This window comes from Paenibacillus sp. FSL P2-0089 (assembly GCF_038595095.1).
GTDB lineage: Bacteria > Bacillota > Bacilli > Paenibacillales > Paenibacillaceae > Paenibacillus_AQ > Paenibacillus_AQ silagei.
Genome location: NZ_CP152006.1, coordinates 4273008 through 4294849 on the forward strand (window position 1 = coordinate 4273008; position 21842 = coordinate 4294849).

General features: G+C 44.4%; 24 protein-coding genes and 1 pseudogene. 5 read left to right on the top strand and 20 right to left on the bottom strand.

All coding sequences use genetic code 11. The annotated features are described in order from the left end of the window. Window positions 1-109: 109 nt before the first annotated feature. The 3 genes from NST69_RS17830 to NST69_RS17840 all read right to left on the bottom strand — a co-directional run bounded on the left by NST69_RS17830 (window position 110) and on the right by NST69_RS17840 (window position 3951). Window positions 110-2365: a helix-turn-helix domain-containing protein gene (locus tag NST69_RS17830; protein ID WP_342546624.1), complete on the bottom strand. Its 2256-nt coding sequence runs from the start codon at window positions 2363-2365 to the stop codon at window positions 110-112. A gap of 200 nt (window positions 2366-2565) precedes the next feature. Continuing rightward, window positions 2566-2934 carry a hypothetical protein gene (locus NST69_RS17835; RefSeq protein WP_036733528.1) on the bottom strand — a complete coding sequence of 123 codons (369 nt, stop codon included), beginning with the start codon at window positions 2932-2934 and terminating at the stop codon, window positions 2566-2568. A gap of 177 nt (window positions 2935-3111) precedes the next feature. Next, on the bottom strand, window positions 3112-3951 hold the full coding sequence (locus NST69_RS17840; RefSeq protein ID WP_339310183.1) for a DegV family protein: 840 nt from the start codon (window positions 3949-3951) through the stop codon (window positions 3112-3114). Window positions 3952-4102: 151 nt separating this feature from the next. Between NST69_RS17840 and NST69_RS17845 the strand changes: the two genes are divergently transcribed. Further along, window positions 4103-4330 (top strand): hypothetical protein, encoded by a 228-nt coding sequence (locus NST69_RS17845; protein WP_209869398.1) that lies wholly within the window; start codon window positions 4103-4105, stop codon window positions 4328-4330. A 200-nt stretch (window positions 4331-4530) separates the two neighbouring features. On the opposite strand, the gene NST69_RS17850 is transcribed toward NST69_RS17845, so the two are convergent. After that, complete coding sequence (locus tag NST69_RS17850; protein WP_342546632.1) at window positions 4531-5400, bottom strand: aminoglycoside phosphotransferase family protein; 870 nt, start codon at window positions 5398-5400, stop codon at window positions 4531-4533. A 143-nt stretch (window positions 5401-5543) separates the two neighbouring features. On the opposite strand from NST69_RS17850, the gene NST69_RS17855 reads away from it, so the two are divergent. Next, window positions 5544-6353: an alpha/beta hydrolase gene (locus NST69_RS17855; protein WP_342546635.1), complete on the top strand. Its 810-nt coding sequence runs from the start codon at window positions 5544-5546 to the stop codon at window positions 6351-6353. Window positions 6354-6454: 101 nt separating this feature from the next. Here NST69_RS17855 and NST69_RS17860 read toward each other — a convergent pair whose 3' ends face one another. Then, window positions 6455-7144 carry a metal-dependent hydrolase gene (locus tag NST69_RS17860; protein WP_342546638.1) on the bottom strand — a complete coding sequence of 230 codons (690 nt, stop codon included), beginning with the start codon at window positions 7142-7144 and terminating at the stop codon, window positions 6455-6457. 196 nt (window positions 7145-7340) lie between these two features. On the opposite strand from NST69_RS17860, the gene NST69_RS17865 reads away from it, so the two are divergent. Then, window positions 7341-8138, top strand: coding sequence for a PaaX family transcriptional regulator C-terminal domain-containing protein (locus NST69_RS17865; RefSeq protein WP_342546641.1), 798 nt, complete (start codon window positions 7341-7343; stop codon window positions 8136-8138). Window positions 8139-8186: 48 nt separating this feature from the next. On the opposite strand, the gene NST69_RS17870 is transcribed toward NST69_RS17865, so the two are convergent. From NST69_RS17870 to NST69_RS17910, 9 genes and pseudogenes are all read right to left on the bottom strand, one after another. Continuing rightward, entirely contained in the window at window positions 8187-10289 is a 2103-nt protein-coding gene (locus NST69_RS17870; RefSeq protein ID WP_342546643.1) for a thioredoxin domain-containing protein, read from the bottom strand. A 92-nt stretch (window positions 10290-10381) separates the two neighbouring features. After that, window positions 10382-10669, bottom strand: coding sequence for a hypothetical protein (locus NST69_RS17875; protein ID WP_342546646.1), 288 nt, complete (start codon window positions 10667-10669; stop codon window positions 10382-10384). A gap of 99 nt (window positions 10670-10768) precedes the next feature. After that, window positions 10769-12493: a hypothetical protein gene (locus NST69_RS17880; RefSeq protein WP_342546647.1), complete on the bottom strand. Its 1725-nt coding sequence runs from the start codon at window positions 12491-12493 to the stop codon at window positions 10769-10771. Between the two features lie 229 nt (window positions 12494-12722). Further along, window positions 12723-12902, bottom strand: a pseudogene (locus tag NST69_RS17885) (DUF255 domain-containing protein); the annotation flags it as partial. An 89-nt stretch (window positions 12903-12991) separates the two neighbouring features. Continuing rightward, on the bottom strand, window positions 12992-13594 hold the full coding sequence (locus NST69_RS17890) for a hypothetical protein (RefSeq protein WP_342546649.1): 603 nt from the start codon (window positions 13592-13594) through the stop codon (window positions 12992-12994). Window positions 13595-13654: 60 nt separating this feature from the next. Continuing rightward, window positions 13655-14545 (bottom strand): hypothetical protein, encoded by an 891-nt coding sequence (locus tag NST69_RS17895; protein ID WP_342546652.1) that lies wholly within the window; start codon window positions 14543-14545, stop codon window positions 13655-13657. Window positions 14546-14743: 198 nt separating this feature from the next. Next, window positions 14744-14914 (bottom strand): DUF4062 domain-containing protein, encoded by a 171-nt coding sequence (locus NST69_RS17900; protein WP_342546655.1) that lies wholly within the window; start codon window positions 14912-14914, stop codon window positions 14744-14746. A gap of 23 nt (window positions 14915-14937) precedes the next feature. Beyond that, window positions 14938-15549: a hypothetical protein gene (locus tag NST69_RS17905; protein WP_342546657.1), complete on the bottom strand. Its 612-nt coding sequence runs from the start codon at window positions 15547-15549 to the stop codon at window positions 14938-14940. A gap of 875 nt (window positions 15550-16424) precedes the next feature. Further along, entirely contained in the window at window positions 16425-16757 is a 333-nt protein-coding gene (locus NST69_RS17910) for a DUF6809 family protein (RefSeq protein ID WP_342546660.1), read from the bottom strand. A gap of 105 nt (window positions 16758-16862) precedes the next feature. On the opposite strand from NST69_RS17910, the gene NST69_RS17915 reads away from it, so the two are divergent. Beyond that, entirely contained in the window at window positions 16863-17081 is a 219-nt protein-coding gene (locus NST69_RS17915; RefSeq protein WP_076160374.1) for a helix-turn-helix transcriptional regulator, read from the top strand. Between the two features lie 68 nt (window positions 17082-17149). Further along, window positions 17150-17467 (top strand): hypothetical protein, encoded by a 318-nt coding sequence (locus NST69_RS17920; RefSeq protein ID WP_342546663.1) that lies wholly within the window; start codon window positions 17150-17152, stop codon window positions 17465-17467. A gap of 23 nt (window positions 17468-17490) precedes the next feature. Here the strand turns inward: NST69_RS17920 and NST69_RS17925 are convergent, their stop codons facing one another. From NST69_RS17925 to NST69_RS17950, 6 genes are read right to left on the bottom strand one after another with little or no spacing between them, the layout of a single operon-like run. Further along, the gene (locus NST69_RS17925; protein ID WP_342546665.1) at window positions 17491-18090 is read right to left on the bottom strand and encodes a DUF4304 domain-containing protein; all 600 of its coding nucleotides are present in this window, start codon (window positions 18088-18090) and stop codon (window positions 17491-17493) included. A gap of 19 nt (window positions 18091-18109) precedes the next feature. After that, on the bottom strand, window positions 18110-19504 hold the full coding sequence (locus NST69_RS17930; RefSeq protein ID WP_342546667.1) for an ADP-ribosylglycohydrolase family protein: 1395 nt from the start codon (window positions 19502-19504) through the stop codon (window positions 18110-18112). Beyond that, complete coding sequence (locus NST69_RS17935; protein ID WP_342546669.1) at window positions 19489-20085, bottom strand: hypothetical protein; 597 nt, start codon at window positions 20083-20085, stop codon at window positions 19489-19491. The genes NST69_RS17930 and NST69_RS17935 overlap by 16 nt, the downstream gene beginning before the upstream one ends. 17 nt (window positions 20086-20102) lie before the next feature. Next, window positions 20103-20654, bottom strand: coding sequence for a hypothetical protein (locus NST69_RS17940; protein WP_342546671.1), 552 nt, complete (start codon window positions 20652-20654; stop codon window positions 20103-20105). A 3-nt stretch (window positions 20655-20657) separates the two neighbouring features. Beyond that, window positions 20658-21071, bottom strand: coding sequence for a hypothetical protein (locus tag NST69_RS17945; RefSeq protein WP_342546674.1), 414 nt, complete (start codon window positions 21069-21071; stop codon window positions 20658-20660). A gap of 47 nt (window positions 21072-21118) precedes the next feature. Next, window positions 21119-21784, bottom strand: a complete 666-nt coding sequence (locus NST69_RS17950; RefSeq protein WP_342546676.1) for a hypothetical protein — start codon at window positions 21782-21784, stop codon at window positions 21119-21121. Window positions 21785-21842: the final 58 nt, after the last annotated feature.

Sequence of the window (21842 nt, forward strand, 5' to 3'; positions counted from 1 at the left end):
CGGAACTTTAGAACATATACAGAAACGGTACCGCCTTGAAGCAAGGACGGTACCGTTTGTGCATGAACCCCTGATCCAAGCTCTCCCCTGAACCAAGCCCCTATTCCTGCTAAAATATCTGCTGCTCGCCCTGCTTCAGCTTCCGGTAAGCACCAGGTGTGACCTGCTCCTTCTTGCGGAAGGAGCGGATGAAATTCTGCGGATTATGATACTGCAGCCGCTTCGCAATCTCCTTGATCGTCATATCCGTCTCCGTCAGCCACCGTTTGGCTATCTCCAGGCGGTAGTTCATGAGGTATTCGCTGAAGGCGGTGCCGTACTCTTTTTTGAAGATGCTGCTTAGATAATTCGGATTGTAATGAAGCCGCTCGCCGATCCCCTCCAGCGTAAGCTCACGGTCATATTCCGCATGCACAATGTCGGTGATCTTATCCGAGAGACAGCGGAACTGCTGGCTGGTCTTGTCCTTCATGCTGTACATCATGGGGTAAATAACCTCCTGCACCAGCATCCGCTCCATCTCTTCGGGATTGCGGATATCCAGCAGGCGGTGATACAGCTTATTGTTATCCTGAGTCAACAGGACACTAACTCCCAAATGCTGCTCCAGCTGGATCAGATTATTCACGAGCCGCACCAGCATGACCTCGAATTTCAGGGTGCTCTTATTCTTGCCCATCAGCTCCGCCAGGAACGGATAGAGCGCAGCCGTAACCTGCTCCCTGTCCCCCAGCCGGATGGCATTGAACAATTGCGTCTCCAGCTCTGCCGGATAATGCAGCGACACCGGACCGGAGACGACCATGGAGATATCCTCATAGAAGATAATCGATTCCTTACCCAGATTCAGCCGCTGATGCAGTGCCTGCTTGCTCATCTCCCCGGCTTCCTTACTCTCTAACAGATTGCTGTAAAAGTTGCTGATGCCGATGCTGATCGACACCTTCAGATAATCGCGCACCGCCTTCAGCAGAGCTGCCGCATAATCCGTCACTTCCTTATTCATCCCGGCATCACTGGTCCCGGCGAAGGTCAGGATCGTAGCCTGGGTATCATCGTTCAGGATAATCGGCTGCAGCCGCTGACCTGCGGGGATCAGCTCCTCCACCATCTTATTGACGGCAAGCAGCAGGACATCCTTGTCCGAGGCCTCCCGGCCGCCCAGACTGTCCAGCTGAATCAGCATCGCAGCATAACGGTGCTTCTCTGACAGGTTATACCCGAACCGGAGCAGACTCTGCTCCAGCTCCTCCGCCGAGACGCGGCTGCGGAACAGATTAAGGATCAGCTGCGTCTCCAGCCGGGGCATTTCCGATTCGATCAGACTTTCAAGCGAAGCCTTCTCCGAGATAATCGTATCAATTGAATGCCGGATATATTCCAGCTCATTCCTGGAGTTCACCTGCGGAATAACGGGCAGACTGCGCTTAAGCTGCTCAATCGGCTTGGTGAAATATTGGGAGATCATATACGCCACCACCCAGATCAGGAGAATCAACAGCAGCCCCATCGCGGAGATTCCGAACTTGGTCATCTCCAGAGAGCGGGTAATCTCCGCCTGATCCAGCACGGTCAGATAGATCCAGTTATTATACGAGGACTTGGCATAGATAAGCTTGAGACTGTCGCGGCCGGAGATCTCCTGCTGGACCGTCCCCTTGTCCTCCATGGAATTGATTGTCCCGGCAAGCTGGCCGAACTGCTTCGGGGCTAACAGCACATTACCAGGATCAGATTCATACATCAGTTCACCATGCTTGTTCAAAATGTAGACGGCTGCGTCTTCCCCGCTGCTTATTGTGGCATTAAGGGTATGTAATGAAATGTCGGATAAGGCAATCGCCTGCTTCTTAGTGGAGAACACCGGAAGTGTATTCACGAACCGGATTCCCTTGTCCGTCTTCATCCAGAAGAGGCTCTGCTCCTGATTCTCAATATACTGCTCCCGGAGCTGCCGGACCTCCTCGCTGCTGAGATTGCTGAGCTTCTCATTCAGGATCTGCCAGTTCTGCACCAGACTGATCAGCGAATATTCCGTCCCTTCAGCCGCCATGGAGGCGATATAATTCAGCTGTGAGTTCACATTCCGGTAGGCGATGAAGTCTTGCTCGGTAATGGGATGGGTCACGACCTCCTGAAAAGAGCTGGTGGTGCTATAGGTATTGAACGCGTATTCTATCGTTTGGATTTTGTGCTCCAGATTGTTCTTGATCTGCTCGATATAGCTCTGCTTGCTGCTGGAGAACCGCCCGACCACTGAATCGATGGTACTGATGTAGATATAGCTTCCGAAGCCGACCACCAGTCCCACGCCAAGGATTAATATAGGAATAAAGATGCCGTAGAACATTCTTCCTTTGCTCATTGTGTTTCCCCTTTGATTTGATAGACTCTATTAAATTATAGCGCTTTCATGAATACGGTTCCATGATTATTTTCACGTGTGCAATTGGTCCAAGGTCTCGTTGAAGCCGTTCAGCCCTCTCCTTGAGCGCAGTAGATCATACAAAACAACCCCACAACGTGGGGCTGTAGCTCGATGATGACCCAGGCTATGAGCCTTGCTTAGAGTAACGCAATCGTCAGCAGCTCGAACAAGACCAGCGGCATAATCACATTGCTGTTCACCGTACCGGGATACGGGTAGCCCGGGCCCGGATATCCCGGACCTGGATAAGGCTTGTAGTACGGATTGTAATATCCGCGGCCCATATCTGTGGCTATGGTTACAGCCAGATACATATGCTTACTGTCCATACCGGCAATCGTACCCTCATGCATCTGACCGTCAAGGGTCTGCACCTGCACTTTATGATTCAGATACGGCTTACAGGACTGGTGAAGCGAATCGCGGACCCCGTTCAGATGCTGGACCACCGCAGGGTCTGCCTGATAGATCACCGGCGATTGCGTGCCGGAAGAAGTTGTCGACATAAGTGCATGACCTCCGTGTAATTGGATTTGCTTCATACTATGCACCTGCCCAGTCCGGTGTGCCTAGCCTGCTCCCCCCGTTCATTCGATCCACATACGCAAAGCAAACAGCCGTTCACCGGAAAGTCCGGTATACGGCTGTTATCAATACTTTAAAGTGCTGTGCGTTCAGAACGCTCAAAAAGCCACTCCGATTCCGCCCTGCCCGGCATAGGTTCCCATCACGGGTCCCATTGTTGACAGCAGAACCTCCTTGAAGGGATGCTTTTCCAGAATACGCCGCTTGATCTCCAGCGCCAGCGTCTCACAATTGCTATGCACAATTGCGATTACCGCCTGCTCATAATCATGCTGCTTCTGATCCAGCTTGGCCAGCAGATGAGTCAGCGCCTTGGGCAGTCCGCGCGTCTTCTCGACCACTTCAACAATACCCTCGTCGCTAATCTTCAGCAGCAGCTTGATGTTCAGCACGGAAGCCACAGCGCCGGAGATCCGGCTCAGCCGTCCGCCCTTGATCACATTCTCGAGGGTGTCCAGCGTGAAGTACGCAGTCGTCTCTTCGACCTTCTTCAACACTCTGTCCTTCAACTCAGCCAGACTTGCTGCAGTGAGTGACCATTTGGCCGCCATGGCGACAATCAGGGTCAAGCCGCCGGAGAACAGCTTGGAATCTATAATTTCAATCGCATTCGGATGTCCTTCTTCCTCGTACATCTCCTTGGCGATCATTGCGGTCTGATAAGTACTGCTAATATTAGAAGACATGCAAATGACCAGAATGTCAGTGCCTGCTTCCACTTGCTTGAAGCTGTCCAGGAAGGTCTGCGGACTCGGGCTTGCAGTCGTCGGCAATTCCTTCGATTGATGCATTTTGTCATAGAAATCCTTCGCATTCATATCATCCGGCATCAGTTCATGGCCGAAATGGACCGGCAAATGAACAATGGAGATGTCATACTGCTTCGTGTATTCAGGGGGTAGATCCGAACCGCTATCCGTAATTATCTTGATGGGCATCAGAATGCTCTCCTTTCAATTCTATACCATTATAGTTACCCTTTCCGGAGATCAATAGTACAATTTATAACTTGTCAAAATCGGACTTTTATGCTTAGTCCTACTTATGTTATGGTTGAAGCATAAGCATACAGAAATGGAGTGTACCAGGATGAGCAAGAATAGAGTATGGAACCGGGGAAAGCATAATGGTGCCGGCCTGTCCAAGAAAGCCCCGGCTGCTGTTGAATCCGAGGGTGTTGCCGAGACCGCTGCGTCAGAGGACCACAGTGCCGAGGTAATTAACGAGCGGATTGATACCGTCAAGCCGATGAACCGCAGCAACTGGGTCACCCGGCCCGCCCGCGTGAAGCCGCAAAACCCGGAACGTAAGAATTAAGCAGCTTAACAACTGACATGCTTCGTATTCTATGGAAGCACAATTCCCCCAGCTAGCGGGCTTCCCGCAACCTTTGTTATCATGCAGACACAAACGGCTACGCCGTCCTTAAGAGGATGGCGTAGCCGTTTCTGCTTGCAATAGCCGGCTGGAGAACGGTGAGCTTGTTAGGGCTGGTAATATCCAAGCGGGGTATCCCGCTACAAGGATTCAGTCAGACTATCCGGCACATAACGGTTCTCCCGCATTAGCGCCCGGATTGCCTTCAGAGTATTCCGCTGAATCGGGACACCCGTAGTCCGGTGCAGCTGAAGCCAGCGTAGGGCAGCCAATGCCTCGAACAGCTCCAGCTCTGCCGGGCTATACCTGCTGTTGGCGGCAAAGGCTGACTGGTACAGGCTGGCATTCCGCTCCGACAAATATACTCTAAAGAGCAGAATAGACCACGCTATATCATACCTTGGATCGCCAAGCTGAACATTCGTCCAGTCTATGATGGTAAATACCCCTGCGGCCTCCAAAATATTGCCCAGATGATAATCACCATGAATGAGCTGGTGTGCGGTAAGCTTGCCCCGCTCCGCCAGCTCCTGCGCCAGCGTTCGGATCTCCGGCTGCTCCGCCCAGGCAGGGAAGAAGTAATCTGCGAAATCATAAGCTGGTACCTTCAAGCCGCTGGCTGAATCAATGTGCAGCTTATGTACATCAAGCAGATTGGCTGCTATAGCTGTAAGGCTGGCGGCATTTACCTTCTTGACAGGCATACCATCGAAGCTGGTTAACAGCACCTGATGGTCCTTAGCGTCTAGACCCCAGGCATACGGCTGTGAGACCGCGCAGCCCTGCCGGAACAGCTGCTCCAGCACTTGATACTGGATCGAGATATCCGGCCGGGACTGGCGGTTCCATATTTTCAGTACAAGCTTCGTATCCGGCAGTGTAATTCTGCACACCTCAGCTTCCAGTCCCCCCTTCATCGGGGTAACGGCCGCCTCTTCCAGCCTTGTCAGCAGCCGTTCACTATCTGCCCCCTGCTCTTGCCAGCGGATATCGCTTAGAACATTATTCATAGTTATAATTCCCCTCTCCAAGGAACGATCTGCTGCTCATTAAGCTGCTCCGAATCCCTCAGACCATATTCTAGGCATTTTCCCTATTCCAATGAATAACATATTTCAACTATACCAATCAACAGTGAATTGAGGGATGCGAAATGGAACATTGGATTAGAGTAGAACCGAATGTGAAGGTGTATGTGAATGATCTTAACCCGCTAGGCACCAAAACGATACTCTTCATTCACGGCTGGCCAGCAAATCACCAGATGTTCGAATACCAGTACAATCAGCTGGTGCCCATGGGTTACCGCTGCATTGGAATGGATATGAGAGGCTTCGGCCGGTCTGACAAACCGCTTGGCGGTTACGACTACAACCGTCTCGCAGATGATATCCGCTGTGTGATCGGCGCCTTGGGACTGCACAATATTACACTCGGCGGGCACTCTACCGGCGGAGCTGTAGCGATCCGGTATATGGCCCGGCACAAGGGATATGGTGTCTCCAAGCTGGCCTTATTCGCTTCGGCAGCCCCCAGTCTGATTCAGCGGCCGGGCTTCCCTTATGGCACGACCAGAGAAGCTATAGAGCAGATTATCCAGTCCACCTACAAGGACCGCCCCAAGATGCTGAAGGATTTCGGTGATATTTTCTTCTATCAGCCGGTATCACAGCCGTTCTCGGACTGGTTCTTCCTGTTAGGGCTGGAGGCGGCTAGCTGGTCCACCATCGCAGTCTCCGAGGCTTGGCTGACCGAAGAGCTGTTCAACGATCTCCCCCGGATCCAGGTGCCTACCCTTATTCTGCACGGGGTTCATGATCAGGTGTGCTTCTTCCCGCTCGCAGAGGCGCAGCATCAAGGGATTAGGAATTCGGTCCTTATTCCCTTTGAGAACAGCGGCCACGGATTATTCTATGACGAGCGGGAACGGTTCAACCGGGAGCTGGCGGGGTTCGCCGTGTAGATTTTCCGCACAGCCAGAACAGGACTGCCCGAGAAGAAATAGCTTCATGGGGCAGTCCTGTGTTGATTCGCAGGCGTAGGTGCGTGTGCGAATGAGAAGCTCTACAGCTCCAGCGTCTCTCCATAAGCAAGCGCCGAGCCTCTGATCCCCGCCTCCTCCAGCGCCTGAACGAAGGCCCCGGCATCCTGCTTGATCGGCGGGAAGGTATTATAGTGAACCGGAAGCACCTGTCTTGCGCCCAGCCACTTCGCCGCGATAAGCGCATGCTCCGGTCCCATGGTGAAATGTCCGCCGATTGGAAGGATCGCGAGGTCGATCTCATACAGCTCCCCGAACATTTTCAAGTCACCGAACAGCCCTGTATCCCCTGCATGCAGCACCGTGTGTCCGTCCGCCTCAATAATGAAGCCCGCCGGAGTTCCGCCATAGATCCTCTGTCCGTCCTCCAGCGTGATGCTTGAGGTGTGGAAGGCATGAATCATCGTCGCCTTGGCAAAACCAAGGTCCACCGTCCCTCCAATGTTCATCCCGATGGTCTTTTTCGCTCCCTGCCCCCCCAGATGGCCCGCCAGTTCCACGTTGGCTACAACCACCGCCTGATTCTGCTCGGCAATCGGCAGAGCGTCCAGGATATGATCCATATGGGCATGAGTCAGCAGAACAGCATCTGTCTTAATATCCTCTACCTTCGTCACCGCCGCAGAGTTACCGCTAATGAATGGGTCGATGATCAGCGATTTGCCGTTCACCTCAATTTGAACACAGGAATGGCCGTGGTAGGTAATTTCCATAGAATTCCTCTCCTCTTCTTGATTAGATTTCAATAGGTCCTAAGGAATGCATCGTGCAAAAACCCAAGGTTTACGATACAATGACAGCAAGTTGCTCTAAATCCAAATCCAGCAGTGCGATTGACGAATATAACATAAATAATTACGTTCGTTGGTTTTTATGATATATCTATTCCTGCCAGCTGTCAAGAGAGGTGTGAAGAAGTTGCTGTCCGTTGAGAAAACAATGCTGTTTCTGTTATCTAAGGTGAAGCAGATGGGCGCCCAGCAGATTGTCGAGATCTATGAACAAAGGGGGTACACCTCCACCTATATCCGCAATGCCCTGTCCCGCTTGAAAAAAGAGGGCTATATCGCATCCCCGGCACGCTCCTGGTATAACGTCACTGCCGAGGGGCTCGCCTACATTAAGGCGATTAACAGCAAGCCGGCCCGTTATCAGGAGCAGTGGGACCATACCTGGGATGTGGTGATGCTGGAGGTTCCCGAATCCGAACGCAAGAAGCGCGACCTGTTCCGCTCAGCACTCGGGCAGCTGGGTTACGGGCTTTTATATAACAGTGTGTACATCTCACCGTGGAACTATCAGGACGAAGTCGCAGCCCAGATTCAGAAGCTGGAGCTGGATGGCAAGGTGTCCATCCTGCAAGGCCAATTTCAGGAAGGTATGATTACACCGCTCAAAGCACAGGACATCTGGCACCTGAACGACATCGAAGCCTTATACCGGAAGAAAGCAGTCTGGCTGAAGGAAGAATTCGCTCCGCGATTAGCGGATACCCTTCAGGCGGGGCAACCGTTACAGCTGTTCCTGCTATATTTGCTAATGGGCGAGGAGTTAAGCGGACTGTTCATGGCTGACCCCTATCTCCCGGATGAGCTGCTGCCGGACCACTGGCCAGGCAAACAGGTCCTCTCAGACATGAGAGAATACATGGTTAAAGCCGCGCAGGCGATACCTGCGGATTCGTTCTATGCACCCTTCGTCCAATAAAGTATGGCAAAGAGCAGCCCGGACTCCGGGCTGCTCTTCGTATATAAACTACTCCGAATGGCTGCCGGAAGCCAGCAGCTCCCGGACCGCTTCCTTATTCGTAAGCGGGGCCCGGCAGGCAAAGTTGCGGCAGACATAGGCCGTCGCTTCACCGCGGATCGCCGGTTTGTCCGCCAGATGCGGCAGCAGGCGGAGCATCTCTCCGCTGTCCCCTTCCCAGTTGACGATGAGTGCTGCGTCCGGCAGATAGGTCTGCTGAACCTGGGAGAGCATGGCGTGCAGCGCGGGATCTTCTTTTTTGCCGGAGAGGACCCATTCTCTGCCGCCGGAGACCATCCCCAGATGGGCCTGCAAATACATCGCATACCCCGGCGGATACTCTGAAGCAGCGGAAGCAAGCACCGCAGCGGTGCGCTCCGCGATCTCTTTTAACTCCATATCCTGGGTAATAACCGACAGCTTCCACAAAAGCTTCGCCGCCACCGAATTCCCGGACGGAATCGCCCCGTCATACAATTCCTTCGAGCGGACCGGCAGCTTCTCCCCGTCATGCCCGGTGAAGAAGAACCCGCCTCCTTCGGTATCTAGGAACAGCTCCAGCACCCCATCCTTAAGCGTCAGCGCCCGCTCCAGATAGACCGCTTGACCTGTAGCTTCATATAATTCGCTGAGCCCCCAGATCAGGAAGGCATAATCATCCACATACGCCGGGATCGCCGACTCCCCGTCACGGTAACGGGCCAGCAGCCGTCCATCTTCACGCCGCAGCTTGTCCCAGATGAAGTCCGCTGCACGTTCGGCGGCCTTGGCGTATTCCGGCTTCTGGAGGGCTTTGGCTCCCAGGGCCAGCGCAGCAATCATCAGCCCGTTCCATGAGGTCAGCACCTTATCATCCTTAAGCGGGTGAATGCGCTGCTCCCGGTACTCGAACAGCTTCGTACGCCATTCCTCCATCCGGGTCCGCAGACCAAGCGGATTCATGCCCATACGCTCCGCAATCTCTTCCGGCAGACCGTGAAGGAGATTCGGAATATTTTCCCCTTCGAAATTGCCCTCCGGCGTAATCCCGTACACATTACAGTAGGAATGCATATCTTCCAGCCCAAGCGCTTCCTCAATCTCCTCACGGGAGAAGACATAGAACTTGCCTTCCACGCCTTCGGAATCGGCATCCTCCGCAGAGTAGAAAGCGCCTTCCGGTGAAGTCATATCACGCAGCACATACATGAAGATCTGCTCGGCAATCTCCGCATACAGCGGCTTTCCCGTAAGCTGGAACGCTTCCAGATAGACATTCGCCAGGAGAGCGTTATCGTAGAGCATTTTCTCAAAATGCGGCACCAGCCACTCCCGGTCTGTCGAATACCGGGCGAAGCCGAAGCCCACATGGTCGTACATGCCGCCCTTGTACATCGACTCCAGCGTATGCTCCACCATCCGCAGCGCATCCGGCTGATCATGCAGCTGGCTGTACGCCAGCAGGAAAGACAAATTATGCGGCGAAGGGAACTTCGGCGCATTACCGAACCCGCCGTACTCCTCATCGAACTGCCGACGATACAGCTCATACGCCTCATGCAGCAGCTCCGCTCCGGGAATACCGCCCGCAGTTTCAGGGTTGTACGCATTCTTGCGGTCCAGCGTATGCAGCTCTGCCAGCAGATCATCGCCCAGCTTATCCAGTGCCACTCCATCCTGCTCCCACTTCGCATGGATCTGCTCCAGCACATCCATTAGCCCGATCCGCCCGAACATCTGCCGCTTCGGAAAATATGTCCCGGCATAGAACGGCTTCTTCTCCGGCGTCAGCAGCACCGTCAGCGGCCACCCCCCACTCCCCGTCAGCGCCTGACACACCGACATATACAGCGCATCAATATCCGGCCGCTCCTCGCGGTCTACTTTGATCGCTACGTAGTGATTGTTGAGGAGCTGGGCAACCTCGGCGTCCTCGAAGGATTCGCGCTCCATTACGTGGCACCAGTGGCAGGTGGAATAGCCGACAGATAAGAAGATCGGCTTGTTCTCCGCTTGCGCCTTGGCAAAAGCCTCCTCTCCCCATGGATACCAATCCACGGGGTTGTGGGCGTGTTGGAGCAGGTAAGGCGATTTTTCGTTTGCTAATCTATTGGATGATTTGTGAGTTGTCACGGGGCATCACCTCTTTTCGTGTTTAATTTGGGTAAAGTATTGCTTAGGATTAGTTTACCCAAATTAAACATGAATGCAGTACAAACCATAATTCAGTTTAGAAAACCCTGAAAATCGCGCTCCAATTTATCGGATATTTCCAACTGAATCTCGTCATGTATTTTAACATCTAATTTTGTTCTATGATGTTTTGGGAAGCTTTCAAAGTCAGATTTATAGATTATTGCTGCCTTTTTCACCAGTGAATCAAACTTTTTTTGTTTGGACAACGACATTTTTTGATAAGTATCAAATTCATCATCAAGATTATCTTGATCCTCCCAGTCTAATTCCAAATGCTTTGCCAGAACAATATTAAAAACCGATGTAACATTGAACATACTCTCCACTCCCTTATTGTAATATTAACTGATCACCAGTTAACTTGCCTTTACTATAAATCAATTGGGAGTGAAAATATGTGAGTAACCCGTAAAAAATTAAGCGCTGCCTTTTACAAATTGTTCTAAACCTAATTCAATAATTTTCTTAACTTCATCATCTTCTATAACTTCGTAGAATTGTTGCAACCTAACAACTTTACTAACACAGTCAATCCTAAATTTTAGGACAAATCGCTTTTCAAAAGTATTATTATAATTTAATGAAAAATTATGAATTACTTCTTTTATAATAAAGTTTACGTTCGGTAGATTTCGATATCCTTGACAGAATTTCATTACTTCTTCTGCAATATATTTTGTTAAATCTTCAATTAAAACCTCACTAATTAAAAATTCACGAAACATATCGAAAATATTGATGTCCTCAATTTCCGTTTTATAACCACAATATGAAAACAACAGTTCACTAAAGTTCTCGCACAGCTCTTCAGCTAAACTCCGACTGATTAAACAACGTGATATAAAACCTGTAATAAAATTGTATGCAAGTTGAATGTCCTCTAAATTTTGATATTCCAAAATTCTAGATGTTATTTTATATAAATTAGTATCTATTCTTCTTTTAACTTTAAGCATTTCAATAGCACCAATATTTACAGCATATCGGTTTTCAATTCTTGATATCCAAGCAAACTTTTCAATTGACCTTAATCTATCAGGATTTTTCAAAGCAGAAATCAAAGATGGATTTTGATATTTGTTACCATAATATTCATTTTTAATATTATCTTTGTTTCTTTTCAAAAAAATTATTTCTTGAATTGATGTTATTAGTACACTAAGAGGATATCCATTTGTAAAATCATATGGCTTAAAATCCTTAATCCATTCCATTAAAGTTTCTATATAATTTAATGCGGATTTCAAATCCTTTTTATCTTTAGGATCAATTTCATTTTTATCAAAGATCATAAAAATGAATAGTTTTCCTAAATCATTCGTATTATCATTAATAATTCTATATATCAAATTTATATCTTTAAATAAATAATTTTCATATTTAATGAATGTTTGTATATTTTCCTCTGAAGGTACATTATCAATTGAAATCTGTTTGTTTATATTAATCAAATCTGATCTAGTACATAAGTGATGGTGACAAATAAGAAGATTATAGAAAACATTAAATAGACTTTCACGATAAGGTAACTTTAACATTCTTATATCGGGAATTTTATTAAGTATTTTCAATTCCAGAAATTTTTCTATACGATTAAGCTCAAACAAAGATTGGCCAGGATTAGCTAAAGCCTCATCAGACATAATAAACTTAAAACATAAATTTTGAAGTGAATTCCATCTATCATTCATTTCTTTTATTTTTCCCAACTTATCTAGTCTGACCTCATCTTTGATTTCCACCCCTATATCTTCTTGAATCTTAGTTAGAACATCTCCATACTCACTATTGCTCTGATTTTCAATAACAATATTATCCATGCTGGGTTTATTGAGTATATCGATGATTCTAATACGCTTTAGCTTCCTCCCTCTATTCAGTCCTTTTTTTTCTATATTATATAGATACTTCAACAACTTCAATTTTTCATAAGCTTCATTAAACTCCTCTATTCTAAAATTTATTTTTTCATTTAGTTTATCAATCAGTCCACTTTTATCCGAATTTTTAAATTTATTACGTAATGTATCTGTAGAGTTATTATCCATTTCCTGGTTTTCCAATGCAATCTCATTGCATAACTCTGTAATCGAAAGTTTAAAAGAACCATCATATTTCATTCCTAAATTGAAATTTGCCAACTCTATTACCCCCATTTAATATAAACCGTAATCTTTTAGGAATTAAATTAAATTATTTATGACAACTGGTATAAAAACCAAATTCATAAAGAGATTCTGCCTACCCTTAATATAACTTTCGCATATTTTTTTACTTACGAACATGGTAAAAGTATGGCGAATCAAAAAAAGCCGCCTCAAGGCAGCATTTTTATGTATTATTTTATTAATTCACAGGAACATCTCATCAATGACAAGTACTATAGCCGACACATAAGAAGATCGGCTTGTTCTCCGCCTGCGCCTTGGCAAAAGCCTCCCCCCCATGGATACCAATCCACAAGGTTATAAGCGTGTTGCAGCAGGTAGGCGATTTTCCATTCGGTAATCTATTAGGTGTTTTATGAGTCGTCACCAGGCATCCCCTCATTTCGATGATTTGGGTAAAGTGTTGTCTAGGAATAGTTTACCCAATTTGGTGGGGGAGAGCTCTGGGGAATATAAATTTCCATAGAATGTTTATTTAATAATAGGTCCTAGAAGAAAATCTAATCCTAATTTAGCAACTGAGCCAGTTATCCAGCTATGTTTCTGCATTATACCAGAGAATCTAGAAAGTGAACCCTTTTTAACTTTCTCTGAATCTTCAAACATTTCTTTAATCTCGTTTATCATACTTCTTAATTCTTCTTTATCCTCGTCACCTTTTTGTTCGATTTCTCTCTCAAGTTCCACAACATTAAAAATATTTACGAGAGAAGCATTGCTTTGATTACCAATTACTGAATTCTGGGCACTTCCAATATTGAAAGAAGTAACATTATGCTGTACCTTATTTTGCAATCGTTCATTATCATATTTGTTTGTATAGTAGGCTTTCTTCTGAAAAATTGCTCCTTTATGTAATCCCTCACTTTGAATATCTTCGACACAAATTTCTTCTTTAGTAAATTGACTAACTAAAATGTCACCAGGTTGGATATCACTATTAGTGTTACATACAATATATGATCTTCCAGTGGATAATTCATTATATTTTATACCTTCTAATGTACCTATATCTTTATTCTTTCTATAAACATTAAAAATTTCTTGCTTAGTCTTCATAGAATTTTCAAACATAATTTTACTCCTTATCTCAAATCAATAATTCGACGACCATTTTGTTGTATTAAAAGTCTTTCACTTATACATCAACCATTTAATTACTAATTCAGAAATATACTCCCTTAATTCTTGTTCATCTTCTAAAAACTGTGAATATTCTTGCAGATCACCTTTACTAATTTTATTTTTGCTTTCCAATAACTCTTCTACTATTTCCAATATCATAGAATTATGATATCCTTCAATATTTTCTGTATAAGCATTTTTGAAGGCTAAATCATTAATTGTAGCACTTTGTTGATTCCCTACGATGGAATTAAGTGCATATTTAACATTATAGGCTATATTAGTGTATTTCTTGTCTTTTTTATCAAGATCCAATTTAGCATTTTCTACAAATAGTCGGATTCTAGTTGCCTCTTTTTCGATAAATTTTAATTCTTCTTGGAATTGTCTTGTGTTTATTTGGATGCTATACTTGAACACTTCAATCTCATGATGGGGATTTAACAAATCGTTTACTGTCAATCTTATAAAAGGACAAGCTACTTCATTATTTTTATCATCATGCCCTTGATTAATTAATACTTCTACATTTTTAATATCTGTTAAACTGTATAAAAAATCCTCTCTTTCTTTTCTATAAAAAAGAGCGATTTTTTGATTTATTTCATTAATTAATAAAATTTTTTCATTATTGAAATTGGTAATGTAATAATCGGTCTTAAAATCATATATTTCTGTAGGTTTGCCGTTTTTTATATCTGCTACTTTATCTTCATCATTATTGATTACAAGCAAAGTATCTTTATATCTAATTTTAAATAAAGCAGGAAAATATAATTCTTTTAAACTGATTTCAAAGAAATTATTTATTTCCTTCTTTCTTTTGTACCATGCTAAAAACTTTATTGCAAAAAGAATAAATATGATTGCACCAAATAAAATTGGTGATAGACTTTCCATAGCCCGACTCCTTGAATCAAGAATTATATCAGCTTAAAAATAATAATATCAATACTTAATTTCAAATTCACTTGTTGCTTGGAACTAATGATCTATCCAACAAAACCCAATACATTTTCAAAAATGCTAATACGGGTATATTTTTTTCTAAAGCATATTCATATTCTTGCTCCGTATAACTTTTCTGGGTGCTTGGATTTATCCGATAATTTTTTTAATGTACTTAAACTGCTCATCATTGGAAGCAGAGAATGATTCCATCCCTGCAGGTATGTGTTTTGAATTCAGGATAGCTTCAATTATCGCTTTTCTTTCTTCTTTCAAATCCACATATGTAGAACTAATAAAAATTTGATATTGTTTATTCAATCGATATCACCTCATTCTTATACTTAAGATATTTTATATTTTTTCACCTTGCTATGGTTACCTACAACTTCATTCAAAAATTTGTTATCTACTATCTCTAGAATTCGATCAAATAGCCCATTTTCAAACTCATGTAATGTCAATGCTCTAGAGAAATCCTTAATATTCACATTTCTTTTTGCTATATCAAAAATTGTTTCAAATAGCTCTCCTATTTTTTTGATATCTGCTCCTTCATTGTCAAGCTCAATTATTATTTTTTTAGCTTTTTTAAAATTCCCACGCTCATATTCTATTAAAATCAATCTGGGATTATACGTATATTCAAGATCAAAATCAATTTCAAGCTTGTCTAAAAACATCATGTATTTCTCATCATGGAAATAGTATTTCTTATCTTTAATTTTAATAATTTGCTGAAAATCATAGATATCTTCTTCAAAATAGCCAGGCAAATAGAAGTTGATATATTTACCAGACTTGTAGTTAAATCTGTCTATGTAATTTAGAATATAATCTCTGTTCAACTGTTGACGATAATCAGCAATAAGTAAACCAAAAGTAATAGGGATTTCGGAATTTTCTCGCCTTTTAATTTCATGTACTAATCTTTCATACTCTCCTAAAGGCCACATGGCATCTCATCTCCATATTTCTGATAAATAACTGTAGGAATATTGTACCATAGAAAAAGAGACTTCTGGAATAATTTTCACAAGCCTGTATATAACATCCTAACTAAATTCATTTATAACAAACCGTCAATCCCACCCGATTCCCTGCCCGATTATAAAAAATCCGCTCCACCAGCTTCTTCAACGCCCGATTCTTCTCATCATTAGTCACCGCTTCACTCCACAACTCCCTAAACTGCCCAATCCGATTAACAATCTGCTCCATCGTAGGATAATTACTTTCATCTACTATCAGCTTCCGTAAATCCTCCAGTTCTTTCTCCAGTTGCTGAATCTGTCTTGTCCTAAAAGACTTTCGTTTTAAAAACACTTATTTCGTAATAATGTCCTCTTCATAGGATTGTTGTAGTTTATCTAATACCAGATTATACTTTTGCAACTCCTGTTTTTTCACGGCAATCATGGCCTTCGTATGGTTATAACTACGACTTTGCAACATGTTCGGGTCAATGATCCGCTCATATAAAGTTATATTGCTTAGGTATCATGTTATCAGTTAACCATATAGCAATATGCCCAAAATTAAAACACAAACCCTTAAACATAATAAAAAGAAGCCAATACGTTAAATGGATATACGCATAGGCTTCTTTTACCTCAGACTATTCCGAATAAATTCCTGCTCCGCTTTTTTCAACTGCTTTAAAGAATTCTCAAATGAATACGGAAACCTACCTCTAAGCTCAATAAGCTTATCAACCTCTCCTACGGCAATAGCTTCCTTAATAGCAGGAATCCATTTCTCTTGAACAGTGCCCCAACTTTCTGCCTGAAGAAGCTCATCGATCAGCATAGGCTACTTAGAATTAAAAGTATCATAACTGTCTCCAATCCGACTTTATTTGTTCAAAGGTCAACTTCTTCTTAGTCTGTATAAGTTCTGCCTTATGTTCCAATACTTCTACGAGCATCGCAGCTCCCGTTCTGAAGCCAAGAGTATAGGCAGAAGCGGATGAGATAGAGATCAGGAGACTATTCAGATCCATCACTTCTTCTAGCATTGTGAAGTCTTCTGGAGACAGCTTTGCTTGCAGGATGTGTATACGCTCCGAGATTAGCTTAGAGTTATGTACATACTCGGGATCATTTAAACAGATTTGTTCATTTGGGCAGATTTTTCCGTAATATAGATCTTCTAAAAAACTCACTTTTAACCCCTCCCAAATCATCTTCCTGATCATTTTAGCGAATTTTTCGCTAAAAATCAATAGCGAATAATTCGCTAAGATATGCTTGCGTTGGAGGTGTTCGATATGTATCAACGTATCCGGGATTTACGCGAAGATAAGGATTTGACGCAAACTCAAATGGCGGAGTATTTGCAATGCAGCCAGCGAATTTATAGTAATTATGAACGCGGTGATGTTGATATCCCCACGGCGATTCTGATCAAGCTGGCAGACTTTCATATGACGAGTACTGACTATTTACTTAACCGAACAAACCAAAAGAAACCTTATCCCAAAAGTTAAACTAATCTTCGTAAGCGCCATAAACTAAGTTTATAGCGCTTACGAAAAACTCCGGAGGACTTAATTAAATGAAGAAACTTGTGTTTATTATATTTGTTTTCTTTCTTTTATTAGGATGCTCAAATGACAAGGTTACAAGCAACAATAATATGTCTAATAGCGATCCCGTGACTTGGCTCACAATTGACGGAAATAAATACTACTATACCACTACTTATGACAGTATGGATGAGACCACACTAGTTGATACAGGAGACGTAACTGATAGTGAAGACGGAATTCAACTTGGCCTTAAAATCTACAGAAGCAATGTCTTCGAAGACCGTTACTTTATAAAAAGCCAAGATTATGAAACCGCATGGCGAGAATATAAATTACGCGATTAACACTGTTCATATCAACACATGGTTTACACTTCCAACCCTAACCACAAAGCCAATCCAGCGGTGAATTCTTTTTGAGACTCCAGCTTCAATTCGTTATACACTTTAGTCATACGTGCCTGTGCTTGTTCCATATCACCTGTTAAGCGATAGAGTACAGTTAAGTGATGCGGGTTCTCATATATTCCAGCTTTCTCCCTTTGCTCCATTACCCGAATGACATCTTCAACCTCTTCAAACTGCTGCAGGTGAGGAAGTATAAACTCTGAAATGTCATTCGTTATTCTTCGTTTAAGTTCTTCAACGTTCGAATCAGGGGTCAATTTGTACCAATTATCGTTGTTCGTTAGCTCAGTACCGCGAATCTGCAGAACTGAACTCACGACTGTTGGAAAAGCTGGTTTCGGGTATAGATAAACTGTTCCGAATAATTCCTCCATATAGATTCCAGTATTGAAACAGAATTCTACCTCACCTTGCGTGTTCCACTTGGATGCCTGAATGTTCGCCGTCACCGAGAAGTTAGGCGATACACGGGCAAAGTTATTGCCCCGCCTCATAAATCCTGCTCCTTTTAACAAGGGAGCAATGGTCTCCTTGATAACATCCTTAAGTACTTGCTGCATTCCCATCCTCCAAAACCTTTCAAATCCCCAAATTCTCATTCACATACAGCTCGCTAGGTTGAATACAATGCTGGCCGGTGTGCAATAGCTCTGGCAAACGCCCTATGCGCTCAGCCAAGCGGGAGAGTTGTTGCTCATGAAAATAAGCTAAGCCCGTATGAATCCGGTCCTGGAAAGGCTCAAGCCATCTCGCATCCAAGCTGTCCGGTCCGAAATACACTCCGAGCAGCGAGCCGGCAGTTGCTCCGAAGCTGTCGGTGTCGTTGCCTTGCATGACCTGTTTACATATTCCGTCTCCGGCATTCTCAGCAAAGCGAAAGGTATTGATCAATGTTCCAATTTCTTGATACACCTGACAGTGGCAATAATTCGCGTACTTCTGATGAATGCCATAATACGCTTCCAGCCAGTTATCTGCATTCGCTACGATCTGAAGACAATCCGCAGTAATCTCATAGAACCGGCTCCTTCTAGGGACGAATTGCAGTGCAGTTCTTATGATTTCAAGCCGATCGCTCAGCACATGTGCGGCAGCAATTGCAGCGGCAATGAACATCGTGGCATAGATTCCCGTCCGCCGATGTGTAAAACTGGCATCACGCCAAGCCAGCTCGGCCGCAAGCGCAGGTTGACCAGGGCAGGCATAGCCGTAAGCATCTGCACGAATCGCCGCCCCGCATAATTCTGTATCTTGCACCAGGAAGTCGGGCCAAGCCTCTATTTCCGAATGATTGAATAATTCCCGGTCATGCTCCAAATAGCTAATCCCCGACCGAACCAGGATGGCCCTCTCCGGCCCCCAAGTTGTACTTATCGGAAGATGATTTATCCATAAATCTCTTAGGTTTCTTTTCGTAAAACCCTTACCGAATTGCTCTAACGCCATCATTCCCATTAAGGTGTAATTGATATCATCATCAGGCGCCACATAGCGAATCCGCCCCCGCGCCGTCTCGAACCAGGACCAATGACGACGATCCAACGCATGGAGAGCTTCTTCCGAAATATAATCATTCAGCGGCCATTCCCCTACAGCGGTTAACGCTTGACGTAATTCCGACAAGGTGGGATTGACCTCGATCGGCTTGCCCAGCATTGAACCACAGACTGAAGCGAGGAAGCCTGCCTCCACACGCTTGGAGCTGTCTTTCAGATTCAACACTCCGATCTGGCCTAGAGGTCTACCCGGGTCGCATTCCCGCCATATCTCCTCCAATTCGTCCGGCTCATAGTAAGGCCAGTTGTCCCGCATTGGAATGTCAGCCAAGCTATGGGCGAATTCCAGATAAGCATCATAGCTTGCCGGAAGCTGTTCCAACCGGGCCAAAAAACCGGAGGTTTGATGCCCCTGTGCAAATTTATTACGCAGAATTCCCTCTAATTGATGTTTTAGAAACGTTAGTGATGGTAGCATGTTGTATCTCCTTTATTTTGATTATCACAAAACCCCAACAACTTAGAAAAATAAACAGATTTCAAAAGTTCACTGTTTATCGCTTGAATCTCCTTAATAAATTCAATAATTTTAGTTCTTATCTCATTTATAAATTCACTTTTGTGTACTCTAATATTTGAGAATGACCCGTATGGTGCATCTATCATTAGGAACTTATCCGTTTGAAGTAAATATCTATAGGGTATTTCATGATTTAACTCGCTTAAGATTAGAACCTCATCATCCACTTGTATTTCTAACCAGGTCCAGCAATTTTCAACATACTTCAAGGCTAAGTATTTATGCGAATTTAAGTAGTAGCAGGCATCAACAAGCAGATCTAAATTGGTTAGAATGAGTTCAGAATACAGATCTTTTGCTGATAAAGGCATGTCTGGAGGCGGATATGGAATGAATTCATGTCCGTCAACAATCACGGTAAATGGCCCATAGATCTGATGCCACTCTTTATCAAATGTCGCTGTATCCACCGCCCTCAGTTCCTCTACCTGATCTTCAAGCAACTCATACTTGATCTCAAATACTGGGTGCTTAGACACTATTACTTTCACCTCTTCTAGGATTTCTCCCAATACTCTATCGTCACATCTGAATATTCATCCTCGCTCAGAACAAATCCAAAGCCCAATTCCTCCGATACCACAATCAAGTCATTGTGCATTTCAGACATTAACTTCATAATCATTTCTCTACAATCCCGCAGTGGAACTGCTACAGCAAGCGGAAAATTTAAATAGAGCTGATCGCCAGTCCTTAGATTTGAACCAACCGTAAAGATAGACGGGTAAAAAAGTATTGTTGTATCCTCGTATTTCATAAAGTAATTGAATATAAAATCAATCTTCGACGGAAGCACTTCTTGATCGTACGGGAATTTCAAAATTTGCACCTTATCTGCTCTAATACGCTCATACACTTTCCTACGGACTTCCTCAGATTGTTGATAATCAACGTAGTCCTTTTCTGCAAGGTCAATGTCATGGTGCTTTTTCAAGTCACGCGTGAGCTGTCGTTTCGCTTGCTTTATTTTGTTGTCCTTAATTAACTGCTCTAGTTTTCTTCTTCCATCATCAGTGATGCTGTCCCCTCTCCTTTCTTCGAAACTCAAACATCATAACAATAGCTCATTCTTATATTTCAATTTTACTGGATCTGGCAACTGATTATAAATATGCATTGGTAATCCACAATCTTTTTTTAACTCTTTTTCCTGCCCATCCAGATACACGCTAAGGAACTTCCAGTAAGCAATAAATTGACCATCTTCGTGTATAAACTCCATCCACCCATCGGCAACTAATTCTTCTTTGGCATTAAAAATCATGATGTCAGAGAAGTTTTCTACTTCACCATCTAAGTACTTAGTCCGATGCCCTTCTATACAACAATCAGACCAATCAAATCTATAATCAGCCTGGATGATTCCATACCACTTCAAATCCTCAATTAATTGCCTCTCTACTTCCGCTTTTAATTGAATACCCATACAGTCAGCAAAGCTGAACTGGGAATGCTCTGATACCATCTGAGTCCCTCCCAACTATAAATCTGATCTACATGCCCCTCCGCACCTCACAAAACAAACACAACCGCAATCACCACATACGAATACCGCACATTCTTTCTCAACATTATGTATATCGTTCCGTAAAGTAGTGACATGAAGAACGCATAAATCCCCCTCGGTCCGCCCTGGAGCAGAATGTGGATCAGGCCCCAAGTGAGTGCGAGGAACATCCCGCCGTAGGGCAGACCGTCTCTTTTAAAAAGCACTTCACCGAACTTTTGACCAAACGCAATCGTCAGCAGAATCAAGCCCGCTTCAAACAAGTAATAGATATTCTGAAATACGAATCTCACCACGTCCTTGTACTCCTGAACCGGCTTAAAGCCCTCCCATACGACAGTTGTCGTTGCAATGGCGATCACCGAAACCACCACCGCGAGCAACCATCCCCTGGAATCTGGCTCAGCGTTCAACCTCATGATGTCAAAATCGTGTTTCCGCTTGGAGAGCCTGATCAGAAATACGGCCATACTCCCCCACAACAAGCAGGTAATTCCCCAGTGAATACATTGATGAAGCAGCGTATAATCAGAACTTTTCACCCCCAAGACGGATGGTAATATCATCAACAATACCACTTCAAGACCAAACCCTGCAAACGCATACAATGCTAAAGACAGATAATCGCTCGCTCCAACCTTCTTCTCCACCATCCCGGCATCCCCCATCATCCGCATCCTCCAGTTCAACTTAATTCACCTTCATTTGGAAAAATCTCATCCCGCCACG